Origin of the sequence: Reichenbachiella versicolor (assembly GCF_003171675.1) — a bacterium.
Classification (GTDB): Bacteria; Bacteroidota; Bacteroidia; order Cytophagales; family Cyclobacteriaceae; genus Reichenbachiella; species Reichenbachiella versicolor.
Genome location: NZ_QFZQ01000004.1, coordinates 25844 through 42101, shown reverse-complemented (window position 1 = coordinate 42101; position 16258 = coordinate 25844). Strand labels below are relative to the sequence as shown.

Here is a 16258-nt window from a genome sequence, read left to right as displayed (position 1 = left end):
AAAGGCTATGAGTTACCTATAGAATTTTATTTTAGCTCGACCAAAGAATCAAAAATTAAACGCAATTGGCTATCGCGCTGCGATTAAAGTCAAATACACCAAATGAATAAAACCATCAGCATAGTTGGATTAGGTTGGTTAGGAGAACCACTAGCTCTATCACTTCATAAAAAAGGATATACTATTAAAGGCACTACTACCTCTCAAACTGGTTTACTAAAACTAGCCAAACACCCTTTCTATGTTGGCAAGGTTCAAATTAATACCGAACATATTGCTGGAGACTGGGATACAATCATTGAAGACACCGATATTCTTGTAATCAACATTCCTCCTAAAAGGAGTATAGAAAATATAGAAGAGATCTACCCTGCTCAAATCCAACAAATCATAGAGCATACTCCCACAAATATCAAAGTAATATTTGTCAGCTCTACTGCTGCTTATGGCAATGCGGTTTTAGACGCTAGAGAAGATGTGATTTGCAAACCTGATAAACCTTCTGGCCATGCCGTGTTAAAAGCCGAGCAACTTTGTCAAGCATACTTTAAGGGTAATTGTACTGTATTGAGATTTTCTGGCTTGATAGGTCCAGAAAGACATCCCGGTAGATTTCTGGCTGGTAAAAGAGAACTTAAAAACCCTAATGTTCCTGTTAACCTTATTCATCAAGATGATTGTATTGAACTCATTGAAAGAATAATCGAACAAGGCCATTTTGGTGATATCATCAATGGCGCAGCTGATAAGCATCCAGTCCGTGAAGATTTCTACCTTGAAGCTGCTCATCAGCTGGGACTAGAAGCTCCTACCTTCTTACCATCCTCAGAGACTGACTTTAAGATTGTCTCAAATCAAAAGTCAAAGAAAGTCCTCGGGATGACTTACAAATATCCTGATCCAGTAGCTATTTTTCATAAGGATCAAATGTCTCCTATAGCGATAGTCGGAGCTGGCCCCGGAGCTGTAGACCTACTGACCGTACAAGCGATAGAGCTAATAAAAAATGCAGAAGTAATCCTTCATGATAATTTAGTTTCTGATGAGATCATGAGACTAAATACTTCAGCGGAGATCATATATGTTGGTAGAAAGTATGGTGACCAAAGTGACCAAAAGAACCGACAAACCAACATCAACGAGTCGCTTCATCAAATGTACAAAGAGGGCAAAAAAGTGGTACGATTGAAATCAGGAGACCCTTATATTTTTGGTCGAGCATCAGAGGAAGCTCAATACCTTACAGATCATGAGGTTCCTTTTGTAGTAGTACCAGGAATATCGGCTGCCTTGGCTGCAGCTAGCATCTGCAATATCCCGATCACTGCTAGAGGAGCATCTAACTCGGTACTGATTTGTACAGCACATTTAGCTACGAATAGTGATCCTCAAATAACGAAAATGGCTAATGCCCTAAAGCAAGGCACTGTATTGGCAGTATACATGGGACTGAAAAGTTTACCTCAAATCGTTTCAAGTTTGATTGACGATTGTCAAGATGATCAAATCCCAATAAACGCAGTCTCAAATGTCTCTCGACCTGATCAAAAAATCATAACCTCCACCCTAGCCAATATTGAAAAAGAGATTGAAAAAAATGAATTGGCTATGCCTGTTGTATTTTTAATCGGAGCTAAAGCAATTACTCATGACTAAAAAAGGTATTTTACTCTGTGGACATGGTAGCCGTACACAGTCTGGCACCGATGCATTTAAAGGATTAGTGGCGCTACTGAAAGAGCGGTATACAGACTATGAGGTCGATTATGGCTTTCTTGAGTTTAACCATCCTGTTTATGAAGCTGCTGTAGAAAGAATGTATGAACGCGGTATTAGAGAAATATATGCGCTTCCTGTAATTCTATTCGCAGGTTCACATGCTAAGAATGATATACCCTATGAGATGAATACCATCCAAGGGTATTATGAAGACTTAACCATAAAAATGGGAAAGCACCTCGGTGTCAACACCTTCTTAGTAGACCTTGCTAAAAAACGAATTCTGGAGAGAGAAAAAGAGCTCCCAGAAATTGATAGAAAAGATACTTGTCTAGTGGTAATAGGTCGAGGAACCACTGACCCCGATGCTAATTCTGATGTACACAAACTTGCCTGCATGCTGGGTGAAGGTTTAGGCTTTGGATTCACTACAGTAGCCTATAGTGGCACAGCTTACCCGACTGTCAGTGAGAGTTTGAATCTAATAGGTAAGATGGAATTCAAACGTACTATTGCAGTCCCTTTTTTCTTTTTCACTGGCATACTCCTTCAAAGGGTATTCAAACAAATCGATGAGTACAATGAGCAGTCTGAAAATGAATATGTTTATACTGATTCGTTTGGTACCGATGAGTTGATATTAAAAGCTTTTGATGAGCGACTAGATGAAGTCATCAATGGAACTGCCAACATGAATTGCCAGCTTTGTAAATACCGAAAACAGATCGTTGGCTTTGAAGAAGAGCAAGGCAAAGAGCAAATAGGTCATCACCTGAATGTGAAAGGCATTCTGTTCGAAGAAGATGAAAAGGTAGGCGAAAAGAAAGGATTGGGTCAGAAAATAAAATCGATTTTAGGAATATGATCGATAATCAGAATACACAAAACATAAAAAAACAAATTACCCTTCACCCTATTCATGGCGTTTCCTTAGGTCCAGGAGATCCAGACCTTATCACAGTAAAAGGGTTAAAAACCCTCCAAGAAGCAGACGTAATCTATTACCCAGGCTCACTGTTTCGGTCAGGTACTAAGTCTAGCTACTCGCTCTCCATTTTAGAGCATTATGATTTGGACCCTCTGAAGCTAAAAGGTTTCTTCTTGGAAATGACGCTTGAACGTAAACAAGCCCAAAAAATATACGAGGGTATTTATCAGGACATCAAATTAGATTTTGAACGCGGTCTCAAGGTCGCTATCGTGAGTGAAGGTGACTTGAGTACTTTTAGTTCATTTTCTTATCTATTAGAAAAAATCAAGACTGACCGCCTCAATATCAAATTAGTACCTGGTATCTCTTCTTTTTCATTACTTGCAGCACAATGCCAAACTCCTCTCTGCTTGCAAAACGATAAGGTAGTCATCTTACCACGAATCCAAACAGAAGATGAACTACGAGAGGCTATTATGTCTTTTGATACTGTTATTTTGATGAAAATCAAATCTGTCATAGATGTGATTGACAATGTGATTTCTGATGCTAATTACCAGATCAGCTATGGTGAGCACTTAGGTACCAATAATGAATTCTTAGCCTCTAGTTGGAAAGATGTTAAATCGAGAGAGATTCCTTATTTCTCAATAATTACTATTCAAAAATGAATATTACTGTCGCAGGTTTAGGTCCCGGAAATCACGGATACATATTACCGATTGTACAAGAGGCATTGACTCAAGCAGACGTGGTCATCGGCTATGATTACTATTTCCAATTTGCTGAAGAATTTCTCAAAGAGGACGCAGAGCTCATATCTATGCCTCTTGGCAAAGAAGAAGCTCGCGCAGAGATAGCTATCGAAAAAGCCAAATTGGGTAACAAAGTAGTGGTGATCGGCTCAGGAGACGCTAGTATCTACTCTATGGCAGCGATCGTGTATGAAATGGCTGCTAAGCAAAATCTAAATGACATCGAACTAATCACTCTTCCGGGTGTTTCTGCTTTTCTGGCTGCGGGGAGCAAGTTAGGTGCACCGCTAGGTCACGATTTTTGCTGTATATCATTATCCGATCTGATGACCCCTTGGAATGTGATCGAAAAGAGAATTCGAGCTGCTGCTATGGGGGATTTTGTTACCAGCCTGTACAACCCAAAAAGCAAAAAGAGACACTGGCAACTAGGAAGACTCAAAAAGCTCTTTCTAGAAGAAAGAAACTCTGAGACTCCAGTCGCTATTATTCGACAAGTCACTAGACCCGAAGAAGAGATTAAAATTACGACTTTGGGAGAATTAAATCCCGACGATGTAGACATGTTCTGTTTGGTAATGATCGGCAATTCTCAAACTTTTCAATTCAAAAATCATCTTGTCACGCCTAGAGGGTATTTAAATAGAAAACCTCATACTGGTGCTGAAATCCAGCAAGAGAGTTTCCGAATTGTATCAGAAAAAATTAAGGGTCTTGATAAAAGTGTATCTGACAAATGGGCTATCACTAGACTGATACACACTACAGGAGTAATCGAAGATCACGAGTATTATAACGCCACTCCACATGCTATCCAATCTTGGCATCAGTACCTTTTGAACGGAGGAGAAATCGTCACAGACGTGACGATGGTAGCATCAGGAGTGACCAGAGCATTTACTTCAAAATACGGTACGAAAGTTCAGTGCTATCTCAATGAAGAAGAAGCTGTAGCATTGGCTAAATCTGAAAATATTACTAGATCTCAAGCAGGTATCAGACTAGCTGTCCAAAAACATCCAAACGCTCTTTTTGTGGTAGGAAATGCGCCTACTGCTTTGATAGAGTTGACGGATCAATTAATTGAAAATAAAGGATTTAAACCTGCTGGTATTATTGGTGTTCCAGTAGGCTTCGTAAACGTGATCGAGAGTAAGGAACAATTGACTCAATCTAAAAATACTGAGTGGGTGACGATAGAGGGCAATAGAGGTGGTAGTAATCTTGCTGCGGCTATTGTCAATGCAGCCTTTACTCTAGAAGAAGCTTCTAAATATTATTCATGATGAAAGAATTTACAGAGGTACAAATAAAAACACTTGAAGAGATAATCCTTCACCGCCGTGATGTGAGAGGGAATCGATTTTTGGACAAAAAGGTTCCACAGGATGTACTTGACAAAATAGTATATGCTGGAGTCAATGCTCCTTCGGTGGGTTTCTCTCAGCCTTGGGAGTTTGTACTCATTGACGATCAAGAAGTCAAGAAGAAAGTCAAAGCGTCTTTTGATAAAGAAAATAAAAAAGGCGGTAATCAGTTTGAAGGTGAAAAAGCAGATAAATACAAACAGCTAAAGCTAGAGGGCATCATCGAAGCGCCTATCAATATGGCTGTATTCTACAAGCCTTCAAACTCTCCTACCCTAGGTCAGACTACTATAGAAGAAGCTGGCGTATATAGCGTAGTCTGTGCTATTCAAAATATGTGGCTGATGGCACGGGCACTCAATGTAGGGCTAGGTTGGGTTAGCATCATTGATCCAAACAAAGTAAAAAAAATTCTAAATGCTCCTGATGACAGACAGCTTATAGGATACTTATGCTTGGGATACGTTGATAAGTTTTACGATAATCCAGAATTGGAAAGACTCAACTGGGAGAAAAGAAAGGACACAAGTGATGTCGTGAAATTCAACGGGTACTGATGACAATAGCTTCTGACCATATTGATTTTTACTTAGTAGGAATAGGAAATAGTCCTAAACCAAAGGTCTCAATTGATATCCAAAATCTTATTGACAAGCATAATATTTTCTCTGGAGGAAAAAGACACTATGATTTGGTAAAAGATTTATTGCCTAAAGATCATAACTGGATAGAGATCTCTGGCTCTATGACTGAGTTAATAGACAAATACCAATCCTTTGAAGAGTCTATCCTTATTTTTGCTTCGGGAGATCCATTATTCTATGGTTTTGGTAATACTTTAAAACGACTATTACCAAATGCCCGCCTCAAAACATTCCCCTATTTCAATTCCATTCAGCTCCTATGTCATCGCACACAAACCAATTACAATGACTTAAAAGTAACTTCAGTTCATGGTAGAGATTGGTCAGCTTTATACCAAGCTTTAATCAAGGATGAGCCTCTTATTGGGGTACTGACGGACCAACATAAAAATCCTGCTACTATTGCCAAAAAAATGATACAATACGGGTTTGATCATTATGAAATGTTAGTTGGTGAGAACTTAGAAGGCTTGACTGAAAAAATAGTAACGGGCTCTTTGCAGGACTTATCTAAGTTGGATTTTTCAGCCTTAAACTGTGTATTACTAAAAAGAAAGCAACCTAAGGCTAGATCGTTCGGCTTGAATGATCATGATTTTATCCCTTTAGATGGACGTCCCAATATGATCACTAAAATGGCTGTCAGACTGAACACCTTACAAGCATGTGAACTGAGTGAGGCAAAAGTGTTTTGGGATATTGGATCATGTACGGGGTCAGTAGCTATAGAAGCAAAAAGACACTACCCTCACCTCCAAATTACTGCTATCGAAAAGCGTAAAGTGTGTGGTGGGATCATTCAATCTAACATGGAGAGATTTTCCACTCCGGGAATCGACATAGTGATCGATGACTTTTTCAATCTAGACATGAGACAATTGACTATACCTGATGTGGTGTTCATAGGTGGACATGGAAATAGACTAGCAGAAATGATTAGGCTTATTTATAATCTGAACAACGAAACAAAATTCGTCACTAACGCAGTACTGAGTTCAACCTCTCAAGTATTCAAGGACACCTTGAGTAGTATCAACCGAAGCATTCGATCTTCTAAACTCAAAATAGACGATCACAACGAAATTGAAATTTTATCAGCATGAAAAAGATAGTAATCATAGCAGTCACTGATCAAGGGATCAATCAAGCGGTGACTATACAAAAACAATTTCCCAAATCACTTGTGGTTACTACTCGACAAAGCGACATCGACACGGTATCCACTGTAGAGTCTATCTCCGAGTATCTAGCTAAAAACTTTTCAAAACTAGATGGGATTTGCTTTGTCAGTGCACTCGGCATTTGTGTTCGTAGCATTGCCCCTTACTTACGAGACAAACAAAATGATCCTGCGGTCATCTGTACGGATGATCAAGGCATTCATGTACAATCTGTTCTGAGTGGTCATCAAGGAGGTGCCAATGATTTTGCACTGAAGGTTGCACAAATATTGGGCGGTAAAGCTATTATTTCCACAGCCAGCGATATTCAAAGACTTTGGGCATTAGATACCATAGGTGAGAAATACGGATGGAAGACCAAAACATCTGTACCTATGAATGAAATCATGGCTTTGTTCGTCAATAAGAAACCTACAGCGCTAGTGCTTGAAATCAAGGACAAAGGAACTTCTTATCTAGAAAAGGAAATTCCAAGTTTTGTAGAAGTGTTTTATTCAGATAAAGGTCTAAATGAAGATCTATTCGAGCTGGTTATTTCAGTTAGTTTCAAACTCCCAACTTTTTCAAAGCCAACTATCCATTTCATCCCTAAAGTACTATCAATAGGTTCAGGATGTTCTAAGACACTAAACTACTCACTTTTCATAGAGTCTTTGGAAAGTGAACTTATCTCGCAAGGTCTATCCTTCGATGCTGTCAAAAACTTTGGTTCCATTGACATAAAAGCAGAACAAGATGCTTACTTGGAATTCAGTAAGCTTAAGAATATTGCTTTCGAAACTTTTACTTCAGAGCAAATCGATACTGTTTCTGTTCCAAACCCAAGTGAAGTAGTACAAAGTAAAATAGGAGTTGATGGCGTATCTGAGTCATCAGCACTATTGCTTTCTGGAAACAAAAACCTATTGGTAGAAAAACAAAAAATCCATCTAAGCAATGATGATAAATATACTTACGCCATTGCACTGGATACTTCTATGGAACGCAAGGCCAGTATTGCTATCGTAGGTGCTGGTCCTGGCGATGAAGAGTTGATCACTCTAAAAGGGAAAAAGTACTTGGAAGAAGCTGACTGTGTACTCTATGCAGGCAGTCTGATTCCTGAAGAAATGACCAGCTGGTGCAAAGAGGGTGCGGTCGTAAGGAACTCTGCAATGATGACTCTTGAAGAACAGGTCAATCTGATGCAAGAACAGTATCAAAAAGGTGCTTTTATCGTAAGACTGCATTCAGGCGACCCTTCTCTCTATGGTGCCATTCAGGAACAAATGACCATTTTCGACGAGCTAGGAATGGACTATTTCATTGTTCCTGGTTTATCCGCATTCAGTGCAGGAGCAGCAGCACTAAGGTCTGAATTTACCATTCCAGAGGTAGTACAATCAATTGTGCTGACAAGAGGAGAAGGAAAAACTCCAATGCCCAATAACGAAAGCATTTCGAACTTCGCTAAGACCAATGCTACGATGTGCATCTACCTCAGTGCTGGTATCGCAGAAAAGGTTCAAAATCAATTGCTAGAGCATTTCGATAAGGATACGCCAGTAGCAGTCATGTATAGATTGACTTGGAAAGACGAAGCCATCTATCAGGGTAAACTAGAAAACCTTGCCAAAATCGTCAAAGACAGTAAAAAAACTAGAACTGTTCTTATCATCGTGGGACATGCGATCGGGGCTAGAAAAAACCGATCTCAACTCTATAGTCCTGAATGGAAGCACATTTTCAGAACAAATAAGAAATTCGTAGTTAAAGAATAGAAAGAATATTATCCAAATCCCAATACAAAAATGATACTACTCTTTGGAGGTACGACAGAAGGAAAGCAAGCCATCAAAGTGCTGACAGCGCTTCGGTGCTCTTTTGTATACTCTACCAAAACCAAGGTATCAGTATCAGAGGATATTAACTATCGCTATGGAGCACTGGATCAGCAAAGTATGACTGACCTTATACAGGAACAAAACATCCGTTTGATTGTCAATTGTGCTCATCCATTTGCTTCACGATTACATGACACCATTCATGCTGTAGCTTCACGATTAAATATTGACGTCATCAGAATGGAAAGAATCTACCCTACACGCACTATTCATCCCCTAGTACACTATATAGATAACTATACAAAAGCACTATCTAAACTAGCTCAATTCAATCAACCAACCTTGTTGGCCTTAACAGGCGTACAGTCTATTTCAAAACTTAAAGCTTATTGGAAGAAGACTAGATGCTACTTCAGAATTTTAGATAGAGAAGAATCAAAACTACTTGCAGCTTCCAACGACTTCCCCTTTGAACAGTTAATTCTGGGGCTTCCAAACGGGGCATTAGTAAATGAGATCAACACTATTCGCCAACATAACATTGGTATTATCCTGACCAAGGAAAGTGGAGAAAGTGGCGGTTTGTCTACGAAAATAGAAGCAGCTATAGCATGTAATGTACCGATTCTCATCATCTCTAAACCACTTCTACCCACAAGTTTCATTTTAGCCAAAAGCACGAATGAATTACATCTGTTAATTAAAAATCATGTTTCAGTTCAATCTCTATCAAAAACATGAGTTTGCGACCAGTACCAAATAGACCGCTAAAGGATGGGTTTACGACTGGAACATCCGCCACTGCAGCAGCGAAAGCAGCATTATTAAGTATTATCCACCAAAAGGCACAAGAAAAGGTGACTGTTCACCTTCCTATAGATAAAACACTAGATATAAACATCTACCAATATGAGTTCACCGAAAGCTGGGCTAAATGCTCGGTAATCAAAGATGCTGGTGATGATCCTGACGTGACTAATGGTGCTGAAATAGGGTGTGAAATTCGCTTGACGCAAGACAAAGATATCAAACTGGTAGGTGGCGAAGGCGTTGGAACTGTCACTCTTCCCGGACTAGAGCTTGCAGTAGGCGAGCCTGCTATTAATCCTGTCCCTCGAAAAATGATATCAAACGCCATTCAAAAATTATTGCACGACTATGATTTGGATTGCGGCATTGAGGCTACAGTTTTTGTGATCGACGGTGAAAAAATAGCCAAAAAAACGCTCAACGAAAGAGTAGGTATCATGAATGGACTATCTATTTTAGGTACTACTGGTATAGTCAAACCCTATTCTGCCTCTTCATATATCGCTAGTATTGAACAAGGAATAGATGTAGCTGTTGCAAATGGTATTGACGAACTAGTTATCAATTCGGGTGCTCGCAGTGAAAAGTATTTACGCAGTTTGTTTCCCAATCTAGCTGAGCAAGCTTTCATCCATTATGGAAATTGGATCGGTGAGACACTCAAAAAAATTCAAATCTCTCCTATCAGAAAAGTGTCAATAGGTATTATGCTTGGCAAAGCTGTTAAACTTGCATTCGGTACCACAGACACACATAGCTGTGTCTCTAGTTGGAACAAGAATTTCATAGCCGAATTAGCTGCGGACGCTGGTTATAGCTTGGACATTCAAGAACAAATCAAGTCTTTGAACATGGCTGGTCGATTAGTTGAGGTATTTGCCTATCAGCAAAATGAAATATTCTATCAAACCTTACTCAAACATTGTATAGAGACATCTCGTAAGGTGTTCAATCGAAAGATATTACTTGACATATACCTTATCAATAAAGAGGGAAAGTTCATTAAATACGAGAAAAAAGCATGACGATTACTAATTTGGTAAGGCCACTAATGGCTGGCATTTTACATTCTTTCGAACCTGATCATGTGACGGCCGTTTCAGTTTTGGCTACTGAGAATGCTATCAAAAAGGAGAAGACCTCTTTCTTGACAGTTTTAAAAGCCTCTCAATGGGCTCTCGGACATTCAGTAACACTCTTACTTTTTGGAGGACTTGCTTTAGTCTTCAAGTCGATGGCTAGCATACTGATTGATAATATTTCATTCTATGCAGAAGTAGCTGTTGGACCAATCATGATATGGCTAGGTGTCACTGCTATACGACGAAACCATAAGATCAATGCCATGATGCAAGACCATAAAAAAATCGAGGAGCATGATCATGAGGAGTTTAACCCTATTCACCTACATGGCAAGTCTGGTGAAGAAATCGCCATGAACCCTATGAATCGTTCATTTTGGATCGGTATGCTATATGGTCTATCTGGTACAGGAGGTGTCCTAACCTCAGCTTTAATCTTAAGCGCTGACACTTTAATAGATTCAATTTTGATCTTGACTGTAGAATCAATTGGAATAATTGTAGCGATGGGCGTATACAGTTACTCCTTGTTAGCAGTCCTAAGCCGATTTATCGAAAAGAACTTATCAATATTCAAATGGATGAATGGTATAGCTGGAGCTACCTCTATACTTCTTGGAATATTTTGGACCTACAACTCAATTTTCGGGTTTTGATACTCCATTCGCAATAAACGGTACACCTCTTGAGATACCCAAACACATTCCAATAGTCATACAAGAAGTCTTACTCATGATAGCAAAGAAAAGCTCTCTGCTAAGGCTGAACTTTATTTCTTTTCGAGATTAAATTTCAATATTTCACATATCTAAAAACTACAGGACTTCAGTGATTTATTGTACACCGAAAAACCAAATTGAAAATTGGGTGTACACAGGTTAGTCATATGTACTTGTACACCGAGATTTCATTTTGAAATTTTAGTGTACAAACGTTGTACACCGAAAAACCAAATTGAAATTTGGTTGTACAAAAACAACACGGAAAAACCGATCTAACTGGATTTCCTTTTAAAACTATGGTTGAATAGCACCTTGCTTTCCCTGACCTACGAGCCAAGACCGTTTCTTAAATTTATTTTTTACTTGGTGTACTTTCTAGAATTCAATGAACTTTCAGATCTCGGATAAGTCCAATGTTTATTTATCTTTTGTTATATGGATTTATTTCAGATGTGTTTTCAAATCCATTCGTTCATGCAGTATTCTCACTACTTCAATTTCTTCCTCGGAAATGACATGGTAAAAAATGATATGCTTATTGACATTGTACCCTAAGATGGAAGTTGAAATTTCAGGATACACTTTTCCAAGAATTGAGTTAGTCGATAGTTCAATGCACGCTGATTTTAAAGCTTCATAGTACCTGTCTGCTTGATTTTCAGACCAAGTTTCATAAGTGTACTTCCAAATATCAGAAAGGTCGTCAATGGCTTCTTGCCTCAAAGTGAGTTTAGCCATTTTTACCTCTTTCCGCTTTAAGACTTTTTAAGTGTAGATCAAAATCAAAGTTTTCGACTCTCGGACTGTTCAACCCTTTTTGGATAGCTGCCTTTAAGGTAATTACTTTCTTTTCTTCCTCTTCAAGCAATCTTAGACCAGCACGTATAACCTCACTGGCGTTTTTGTACCTACCTTCTGAGACGCTATTTTGAACAAATTCGTCAAAATAGTTTCCTAATGATATGGATGTATTCTTACTCATATCCAAACATACCAAAAATTGGTAATTTTAACTAGCATTCCATACAGCGATCCTGTATGAATTCGTGCGTTTTGGTGAAGATAATGTTTCGTCTACTAAATAGCCAGTTCTGCGAAGTGGGCTATTACATTTCTTTTTCTTGATAGGCCAATTCGCAGAATTGGCGGGGCTGCTAGAATGCAGAAAACTTTCGTCTGGCACTACCTACGCATGATTTCATCACAGCATGTTATGTACCTTTTTGAACATTCCTAATGATCTTCCCATCTTCAAATACAAACTCAAACCTTAATATTTGATTGTTTGTGGATTCTAGAAGGTTTACTTGAGTCACATCTTCTATCTCCAAATATTCATCCGCCAATTCGAAGTGGAATTCAGTTGACCCAACCTCCTTTTCGAATACCCAGAAATTCTGCGTTATTGATATGTATGGCATTCCTATAACGCTTTTTACAGTTTTAAACACCCTGTAATCAGAATTCACTTGAATTGAAGGTTCATTAGTTAGTGCAAAAGCGATGGTTGATAAAACTGGAATTCCCATTGGGAATAGACCTAAGATTGTGAGGGCGAATAGAAAGAATGCGTAACGCTTTGCCCATCTGAATTTGAATTGAGAAATAATCAAGTAAATCGTTCCAAGAAACCATACCCAAAATACTCCTTGATCGAGTAGTCTTCCTGGAAGGGAAATGCTCATTGTGAGATATAGAGTTAAATCGATCAAAAGGAGCAATGTTATACCTATGTAGATTTTGATCATTCTATTCATTCTTCATAATGGTCATCGTGGTACATAACGCTTAGCTATGATGAGTGGGGATTAGAAAGGATTAACCTCTCGTCTCGCACATAAGACACGCCTTGATTTAAATTTATAACTCGTGGCGGACTTTCCAATCCGCGCGAAAATATCCTGACCGATAAAACCCCATTCATTCATAGCATATGTTAGCGGTTTTTAGTGAATTTACTATTAGCACTAACGATATAAGCAACTTCTCTACCTAGGAGTTTTTTTTCCTCTTCTAGCAATTTAATTTTTTGTTCCCTAACACTAAATAATGACGATACGGCTTTAGATGGCTTTATTCTCAATATATTCTCAGCCACTTCAGCGGAGGTTGTGAGAATTACTTCTAATGCACCCTTTTGAGATTTCATATTGCATAGTTTCAGACCTTCCTCGTAGGTGTATAAAAGTTCTCTAAGCTCATCCTGTAATTCATATTCTTTGAGTCCGGTTTTACTGATTCTGTTCATCCATGATTTCAATCTTATAAACTTTGAAGTATTGGCTTTGTCTGACTTAAAGTCAAAAATATTTTCCCATGGTACATTGTCGGCAGGCATAGGAAATTCGGATAAAGTAATTCTTATTGTAGAGGATCTTGTAATCGGAGCATCAATGTCTTGTTCGCCTTCAGGTGTTGAAATGGCTATAGCATCTATATTTTTTAATTTCCTTAATTCTGAAGCCGTGAATCTCAATGGAGTTGAGCTTATTTCCGGGACTGCCACTGAGTCCAAGTATTTCTCGAATTCTTTGGAAATCGAGTTAGGAAGCAACCATAATCCGTCGTGGCTTACTTCTTTAAAGAGCTTTTTTCGTTCTTTTTTAAACAATCCAGAAAGGGTTGTTAGGAATCCTTCATCACTTAACCATTGAATTTCATGATCTGATTTTTTTAGGATATAGTTTTCATATCCCGTTAAATCCCTATTTAAATCAAGTGCTAACTCATCGAACATTAGCATCAATCTCTTAGGATACCAAAGCGTCTCAAAAGCTAAAGGAGGAACTACGCCAACAAATTTTCTGATTTCCATATTTAGTTATTGTTACCGCTAACGCCCGCATATGGCGATGTGCCCCTGCGGTATCTAAAAGCAGCAAGGTAGCCGATACACTCCAAACCGCCAAAGCCAGTCTGGTCGCTCAGTCTCATCAGGCGCCTATCGGCATGTGAATGACCATTCCTCGGCATTCTACCGCTTCCCGAGTGAATCGGCGGAGCATGTTATGGCATTGATTCAGTCACACAGCTATGGGCATTCGCTATATGCTCTGTTAGATGTGTTTTCTTAAGCACTTTTGATATCTATATCAGCTCGTTGTTTAATAATACTGGAAAGTAAATTTAAATCTGGGTTATGGAAATCTTCGATGTTGATTTTTATAGTACCAAGCCTATAAGCGTGGTTGACTATAAGTTCAGAACGGTCTTTAATGAATATCTCATTGATTGAGTTGATTTGAAATGCGTCTTTTTCACTAATTATTTGTTTGTCAGTGATTATGATACCGTACCACAAGTCGTAATAAGCTAAAGAAATGAACCATAATATCAAGTAAAAAATCATTGGAAAGGCAAAAAAGCCTACAATTCCGTATTCTTCACTAAATAGCATAACTAGAAATACCATGATCAGAATTGCTGGAATGATAAGATAATTTTTAATCCTCTTGCTTTTAGAATGCCTTGCTTTAATCAAGGTTAAGTCGTTTGCTTTTAGTTTGTTGTTCAGTTTAAGATATGGGGTTAGGTGATATGCAATAAATAGTAGGTAGCTCATTAATGCAAGCATCAAACTAAGCGGAGTATTGTTCTTGAAAAAGTCAATAATTGAGACCATGCTTACTGGCCAGAGAATCAAAAAAACGATATGAGAAATCCATTTACTAGGCATAATTACATCTAACGCCCCGCTATCCGCTGTGGTGCTTGACGTGTAGTTTGTTTCGGATACAATGTAGGAAAATCTTCGATTTTAATCGCTTGGTTTTTTGGTTCAGTGAGGAAAATCGAAGATTTTCCGGTGCATGTAGAAAGCAGAGCTGTCCAAACTAGCAGAATGCGCCATGGCGAGATCAGCTATTGTTAGCAATTTTTTTAACAAGCATAGCTGAAGTAGTTGGCACTTCTTACAAATTCTAAGAAGCTTTGTTTTTTAGGTTTTCCTGTTCGATCTTTCACTTCAAACCTTTCTTTTTCTCTGTTCCACGTAAAAGTAATTTCTGTATATTTCAATGAGCTGTATCTGTCATAAACCTCTTTAATATAGTTCAGTTTTGAAATCAATTCCTCTTCATTTTTGAATCGTCTTTTTTCCCCGATTTCCTTTTGGATTTTGCCTTTAACTTCTTCGGGTAAATCCGCTATACGGTTGTTCATTAAAAGTTCAAGTTGTTCTTCATTTTGGATATGATCGACAATATCCATTTCTACATCATATAATGATGGGTAAATAATTTCAGAATTTTCAGTATTATAAGAGATGCCCTTGGTTCCAACTCCAACTTGACCCAAGGGAAAGGGGTGAATACTTACTTTAGTTTCTGTTCCTTTTCTAGGAACTTCCAAATACAGATAAAAGTAATTGATGGTGTCAATTGAGGCTGAGGGATCAAAGGCTTTAAGGCTAAAATATTCAGGCATTAAATCGACGACATTTTTGTTGGAGTATATTCCAAAAGAGTTTGAACAGGGCCATAACTGGTACTTCACCAAGGTGTAATCACCAGTTGCATTTTTATATCCACCAATAGCCATATGGCACGAACATCCACAAGTTGGCCATGAGCCTTGAATGAATAAGTAACCATTCGCAGTATCGTCAATGCATGTATTACAATAATCCTTGAAGTTTCCAGGTTTTCTGTCTAATGCTTCTTCATACCCCTGAACTATTGCGTCATTACAATCACTAGCAAATTCCCAAAGCTGATGTTTTAGACTCTGTGAAAAAACCAAATTGAAAGTGATTGACAATAAAAAGGTAAAGGTCAACTTTTTCATAGTGAATATTAATTGCTAACGTAGTTGTAATGTTAATGTGTATAATGGTGATTATACAGATTATGTCAAATCTAATGGATTCTTGATATTAATGAAATTGGAGTTCGCTACATGTGTATAGATTTCGGTGGTTTTTGTGGAGTTGTGTCCTAGTAATATCTGTATATATCGAATATCTGTGCCTGATTCCAACAAATGCGTGGCAAATGAATGTCGTAGAGTATGAGGAGTCACCTTGTGAGTAACTTTGGCTTTTCTAGCAGCTCTGTCAACTATTTTGCTAAGGCTCGTGTCGCTGTATTTGTTTCCATCTCTACCTTCAAATAGATATTTTAAAGGTCTGTGAGCCTTATAATAGTACCGTAGGCCTGTCAACACAGTTTCACTCAATACTGTATATCGATCTTTTCCGCCCTTGGCATTCTAGATGATGTCAATG

Annotated in this window: 16 protein-coding genes and 1 pseudogene; 10 read left to right on the top strand and 7 right to left on the bottom strand. The window is 38.4% G+C overall.

The genetic code is table 11. The features are described from left to right. Positions 1-102: 102 nt before the first annotated feature. From cobA to DKG80_RS09880, 10 genes are read left to right on the top strand one after another with little or no spacing between them, the layout of a single operon-like run. Complete coding sequence (gene cobA / locus DKG80_RS09925) at positions 103-1656, top strand: uroporphyrinogen-III C-methyltransferase (protein WP_109831190.1); 1554 nt, start codon at positions 103-105, stop codon at positions 1654-1656. Next, on the top strand, positions 1649-2584 hold the full coding sequence (locus DKG80_RS09920) for a sirohydrochlorin chelatase (protein WP_109831189.1): 936 nt from the start codon (positions 1649-1651) through the stop codon (positions 2582-2584). Before cobA ends, DKG80_RS09920 begins: the two co-directional genes overlap by 8 nt. Then, a complete protein-coding gene (gene cobI / locus DKG80_RS09915) occupies positions 2581-3321 on the top strand; it encodes a precorrin-2 C(20)-methyltransferase (protein ID WP_109831188.1) in 741 nt (246 codons plus the stop codon). The genes DKG80_RS09920 and cobI overlap by 4 nt, the downstream gene beginning before the upstream one ends. Then, the gene (gene cobJ, locus DKG80_RS09910; RefSeq protein WP_109831187.1) at positions 3318-4691 is read left to right on the top strand and encodes a precorrin-3B C(17)-methyltransferase; all 1374 of its coding nucleotides are present in this window, start codon (positions 3318-3320) and stop codon (positions 4689-4691) included. The genes cobI and cobJ overlap by 4 nt, the downstream gene beginning before the upstream one ends. Then, positions 4691-5329 carry a 5,6-dimethylbenzimidazole synthase gene (bluB, locus tag DKG80_RS09905; RefSeq protein ID WP_109831290.1) on the top strand — a complete coding sequence of 213 codons (639 nt, stop codon included), beginning with the start codon at positions 4691-4693 and terminating at the stop codon, positions 5327-5329. Before cobJ ends, bluB begins: the two co-directional genes overlap by 1 nt. Further along, entirely contained in the window at positions 5329-6519 is a 1191-nt protein-coding gene (gene cbiE / locus DKG80_RS09900; RefSeq protein ID WP_109831186.1) for a precorrin-6y C5,15-methyltransferase (decarboxylating) subunit CbiE, read from the top strand. Before bluB ends, cbiE begins: the two co-directional genes overlap by 1 nt. Next, the gene (cobM, locus tag DKG80_RS09895) at positions 6516-8357 is read left to right on the top strand and encodes a precorrin-4 C(11)-methyltransferase (protein ID WP_109831185.1); all 1842 of its coding nucleotides are present in this window, start codon (positions 6516-6518) and stop codon (positions 8355-8357) included. Before cbiE ends, cobM begins: the two co-directional genes overlap by 4 nt. A gap of 30 nt (positions 8358-8387) precedes the next feature. After that, on the top strand, positions 8388-9161 hold the full coding sequence (locus DKG80_RS09890) for a precorrin-6A/cobalt-precorrin-6A reductase (protein ID WP_109831184.1): 774 nt from the start codon (positions 8388-8390) through the stop codon (positions 9159-9161). Further along, complete coding sequence (locus DKG80_RS09885; RefSeq protein ID WP_109831183.1) at positions 9158-10255, top strand: cobalt-precorrin-5B (C(1))-methyltransferase; 1098 nt, start codon at positions 9158-9160, stop codon at positions 10253-10255. Before DKG80_RS09890 ends, DKG80_RS09885 begins: the two co-directional genes overlap by 4 nt. Next, the gene (locus tag DKG80_RS09880; RefSeq protein WP_109831182.1) at positions 10252-10968 is read left to right on the top strand and encodes a hypothetical protein; all 717 of its coding nucleotides are present in this window, start codon (positions 10252-10254) and stop codon (positions 10966-10968) included. The genes DKG80_RS09885 and DKG80_RS09880 overlap by 4 nt, the downstream gene beginning before the upstream one ends. A gap of 507 nt (positions 10969-11475) precedes the next feature. Here DKG80_RS09880 and DKG80_RS09875 read toward each other — a convergent pair. The 7 genes and pseudogenes from DKG80_RS09875 to DKG80_RS09845 all read right to left on the bottom strand — a co-directional run. Further along, positions 11476-11772 carry a type II toxin-antitoxin system RelE/ParE family toxin gene (locus tag DKG80_RS09875; protein ID WP_109831181.1) on the bottom strand — a complete coding sequence of 99 codons (297 nt, stop codon included), beginning with the start codon at positions 11770-11772 and terminating at the stop codon, positions 11476-11478. Beyond that, the gene (locus DKG80_RS09870; protein ID WP_109831180.1) at positions 11765-12016 is read right to left on the bottom strand and encodes a type II toxin-antitoxin system ParD family antitoxin; all 252 of its coding nucleotides are present in this window, start codon (positions 12014-12016) and stop codon (positions 11765-11767) included. Before DKG80_RS09870 ends, DKG80_RS09875 begins: the two co-directional genes overlap by 8 nt. 229 nt (positions 12017-12245) lie before the next feature. Continuing rightward, positions 12246-12719 (bottom strand): hypothetical protein, encoded by a 474-nt coding sequence (locus tag DKG80_RS09865; protein ID WP_109831179.1) that lies wholly within the window; start codon positions 12717-12719, stop codon positions 12246-12248. 251 nt (positions 12720-12970) lie between these two features. Next, positions 12971-13849, bottom strand: coding sequence for a hypothetical protein (locus DKG80_RS09860; protein ID WP_109831178.1), 879 nt, complete (start codon positions 13847-13849; stop codon positions 12971-12973). A 255-nt stretch (positions 13850-14104) separates the two neighbouring features. After that, positions 14105-14596, bottom strand: a complete 492-nt coding sequence (locus DKG80_RS09855) for a hypothetical protein (RefSeq protein ID WP_162555796.1) — start codon at positions 14594-14596, stop codon at positions 14105-14107. 317 nt (positions 14597-14913) lie between these two features. Beyond that, the gene (locus DKG80_RS09850) at positions 14914-15819 is read right to left on the bottom strand and encodes a hypothetical protein (RefSeq protein ID WP_109831176.1); all 906 of its coding nucleotides are present in this window, start codon (positions 15817-15819) and stop codon (positions 14914-14916) included. A 60-nt stretch (positions 15820-15879) separates the two neighbouring features. Continuing rightward, positions 15880-16227 (bottom strand): annotated as a pseudogene (locus tag DKG80_RS09845) (tyrosine-type recombinase/integrase); the annotation flags it as partial. Positions 16228-16258 lie beyond the last annotated feature (31 nt).

What these genes read in the sequence shown, in the direction of transcription:
- cobM (WP_109831185.1), top strand. Translation starts at nt 6,516, where the DNA reads ATGAAAAAGATAGTAATCATAGCAGTCACTGATCAAGGGATCAATCAA.
- DKG80_RS09865 (WP_109831179.1), bottom strand. Translation starts at nt 12,719, where the DNA reads ATGAGCATTTCCCTTCCAGGAAGACTACTCGATCAAGGAGTATTTTGG.
- cobJ (WP_109831187.1), top strand. Translation starts at nt 3,318, where the DNA reads ATGAATATTACTGTCGCAGGTTTAGGTCCCGGAAATCACGGATACATA.
- DKG80_RS09885 (WP_109831183.1), top strand. Translation starts at nt 9,158, where the DNA reads ATGAGTTTGCGACCAGTACCAAATAGACCGCTAAAGGATGGGTTTACG.
- cobA (WP_109831190.1), top strand. Translation starts at nt 103, where the DNA reads ATGAATAAAACCATCAGCATAGTTGGATTAGGTTGGTTAGGAGAACCA.
- DKG80_RS09870 (WP_109831180.1), bottom strand. Translation starts at nt 12,016, where the DNA reads ATGAGTAAGAATACATCCATATCATTAGGAAACTATTTTGACGAATTT.
- cobI (WP_109831188.1), top strand. Translation starts at nt 2,581, where the DNA reads ATGATCGATAATCAGAATACACAAAACATAAAAAAACAAATTACCCTT.
- DKG80_RS09880 (WP_109831182.1), top strand. Translation starts at nt 10,252, where the DNA reads ATGACGATTACTAATTTGGTAAGGCCACTAATGGCTGGCATTTTACAT.
- DKG80_RS09860 (WP_109831178.1), bottom strand. Translation starts at nt 13,849, where the DNA reads ATGGAAATCAGAAAATTTGTTGGCGTAGTTCCTCCTTTAGCTTTTGAG.
- DKG80_RS09920 (WP_109831189.1), top strand. Translation starts at nt 1,649, where the DNA reads ATGACTAAAAAAGGTATTTTACTCTGTGGACATGGTAGCCGTACACAG.
- DKG80_RS09875 (WP_109831181.1), bottom strand. Translation starts at nt 11,772, where the DNA reads ATGGCTAAACTCACTTTGAGGCAAGAAGCCATTGACGACCTTTCTGAT.
- DKG80_RS09855 (WP_162555796.1), bottom strand. Translation starts at nt 14,596, where the DNA reads ATGAGCTACCTACTATTTATTGCATATCACCTAACCCCATATCTTAAA.
- cbiE (WP_109831186.1), top strand. Translation starts at nt 5,329, where the DNA reads ATGACAATAGCTTCTGACCATATTGATTTTTACTTAGTAGGAATAGGA.
- bluB (WP_109831290.1), top strand. Translation starts at nt 4,691, where the DNA reads ATGAAAGAATTTACAGAGGTACAAATAAAAACACTTGAAGAGATAATC.
- DKG80_RS09890 (WP_109831184.1), top strand. Translation starts at nt 8,388, where the DNA reads ATGATACTACTCTTTGGAGGTACGACAGAAGGAAAGCAAGCCATCAAA.
- DKG80_RS09850 (WP_109831176.1), bottom strand. Translation starts at nt 15,819, where the DNA reads ATGAAAAAGTTGACCTTTACCTTTTTATTGTCAATCACTTTCAATTTG.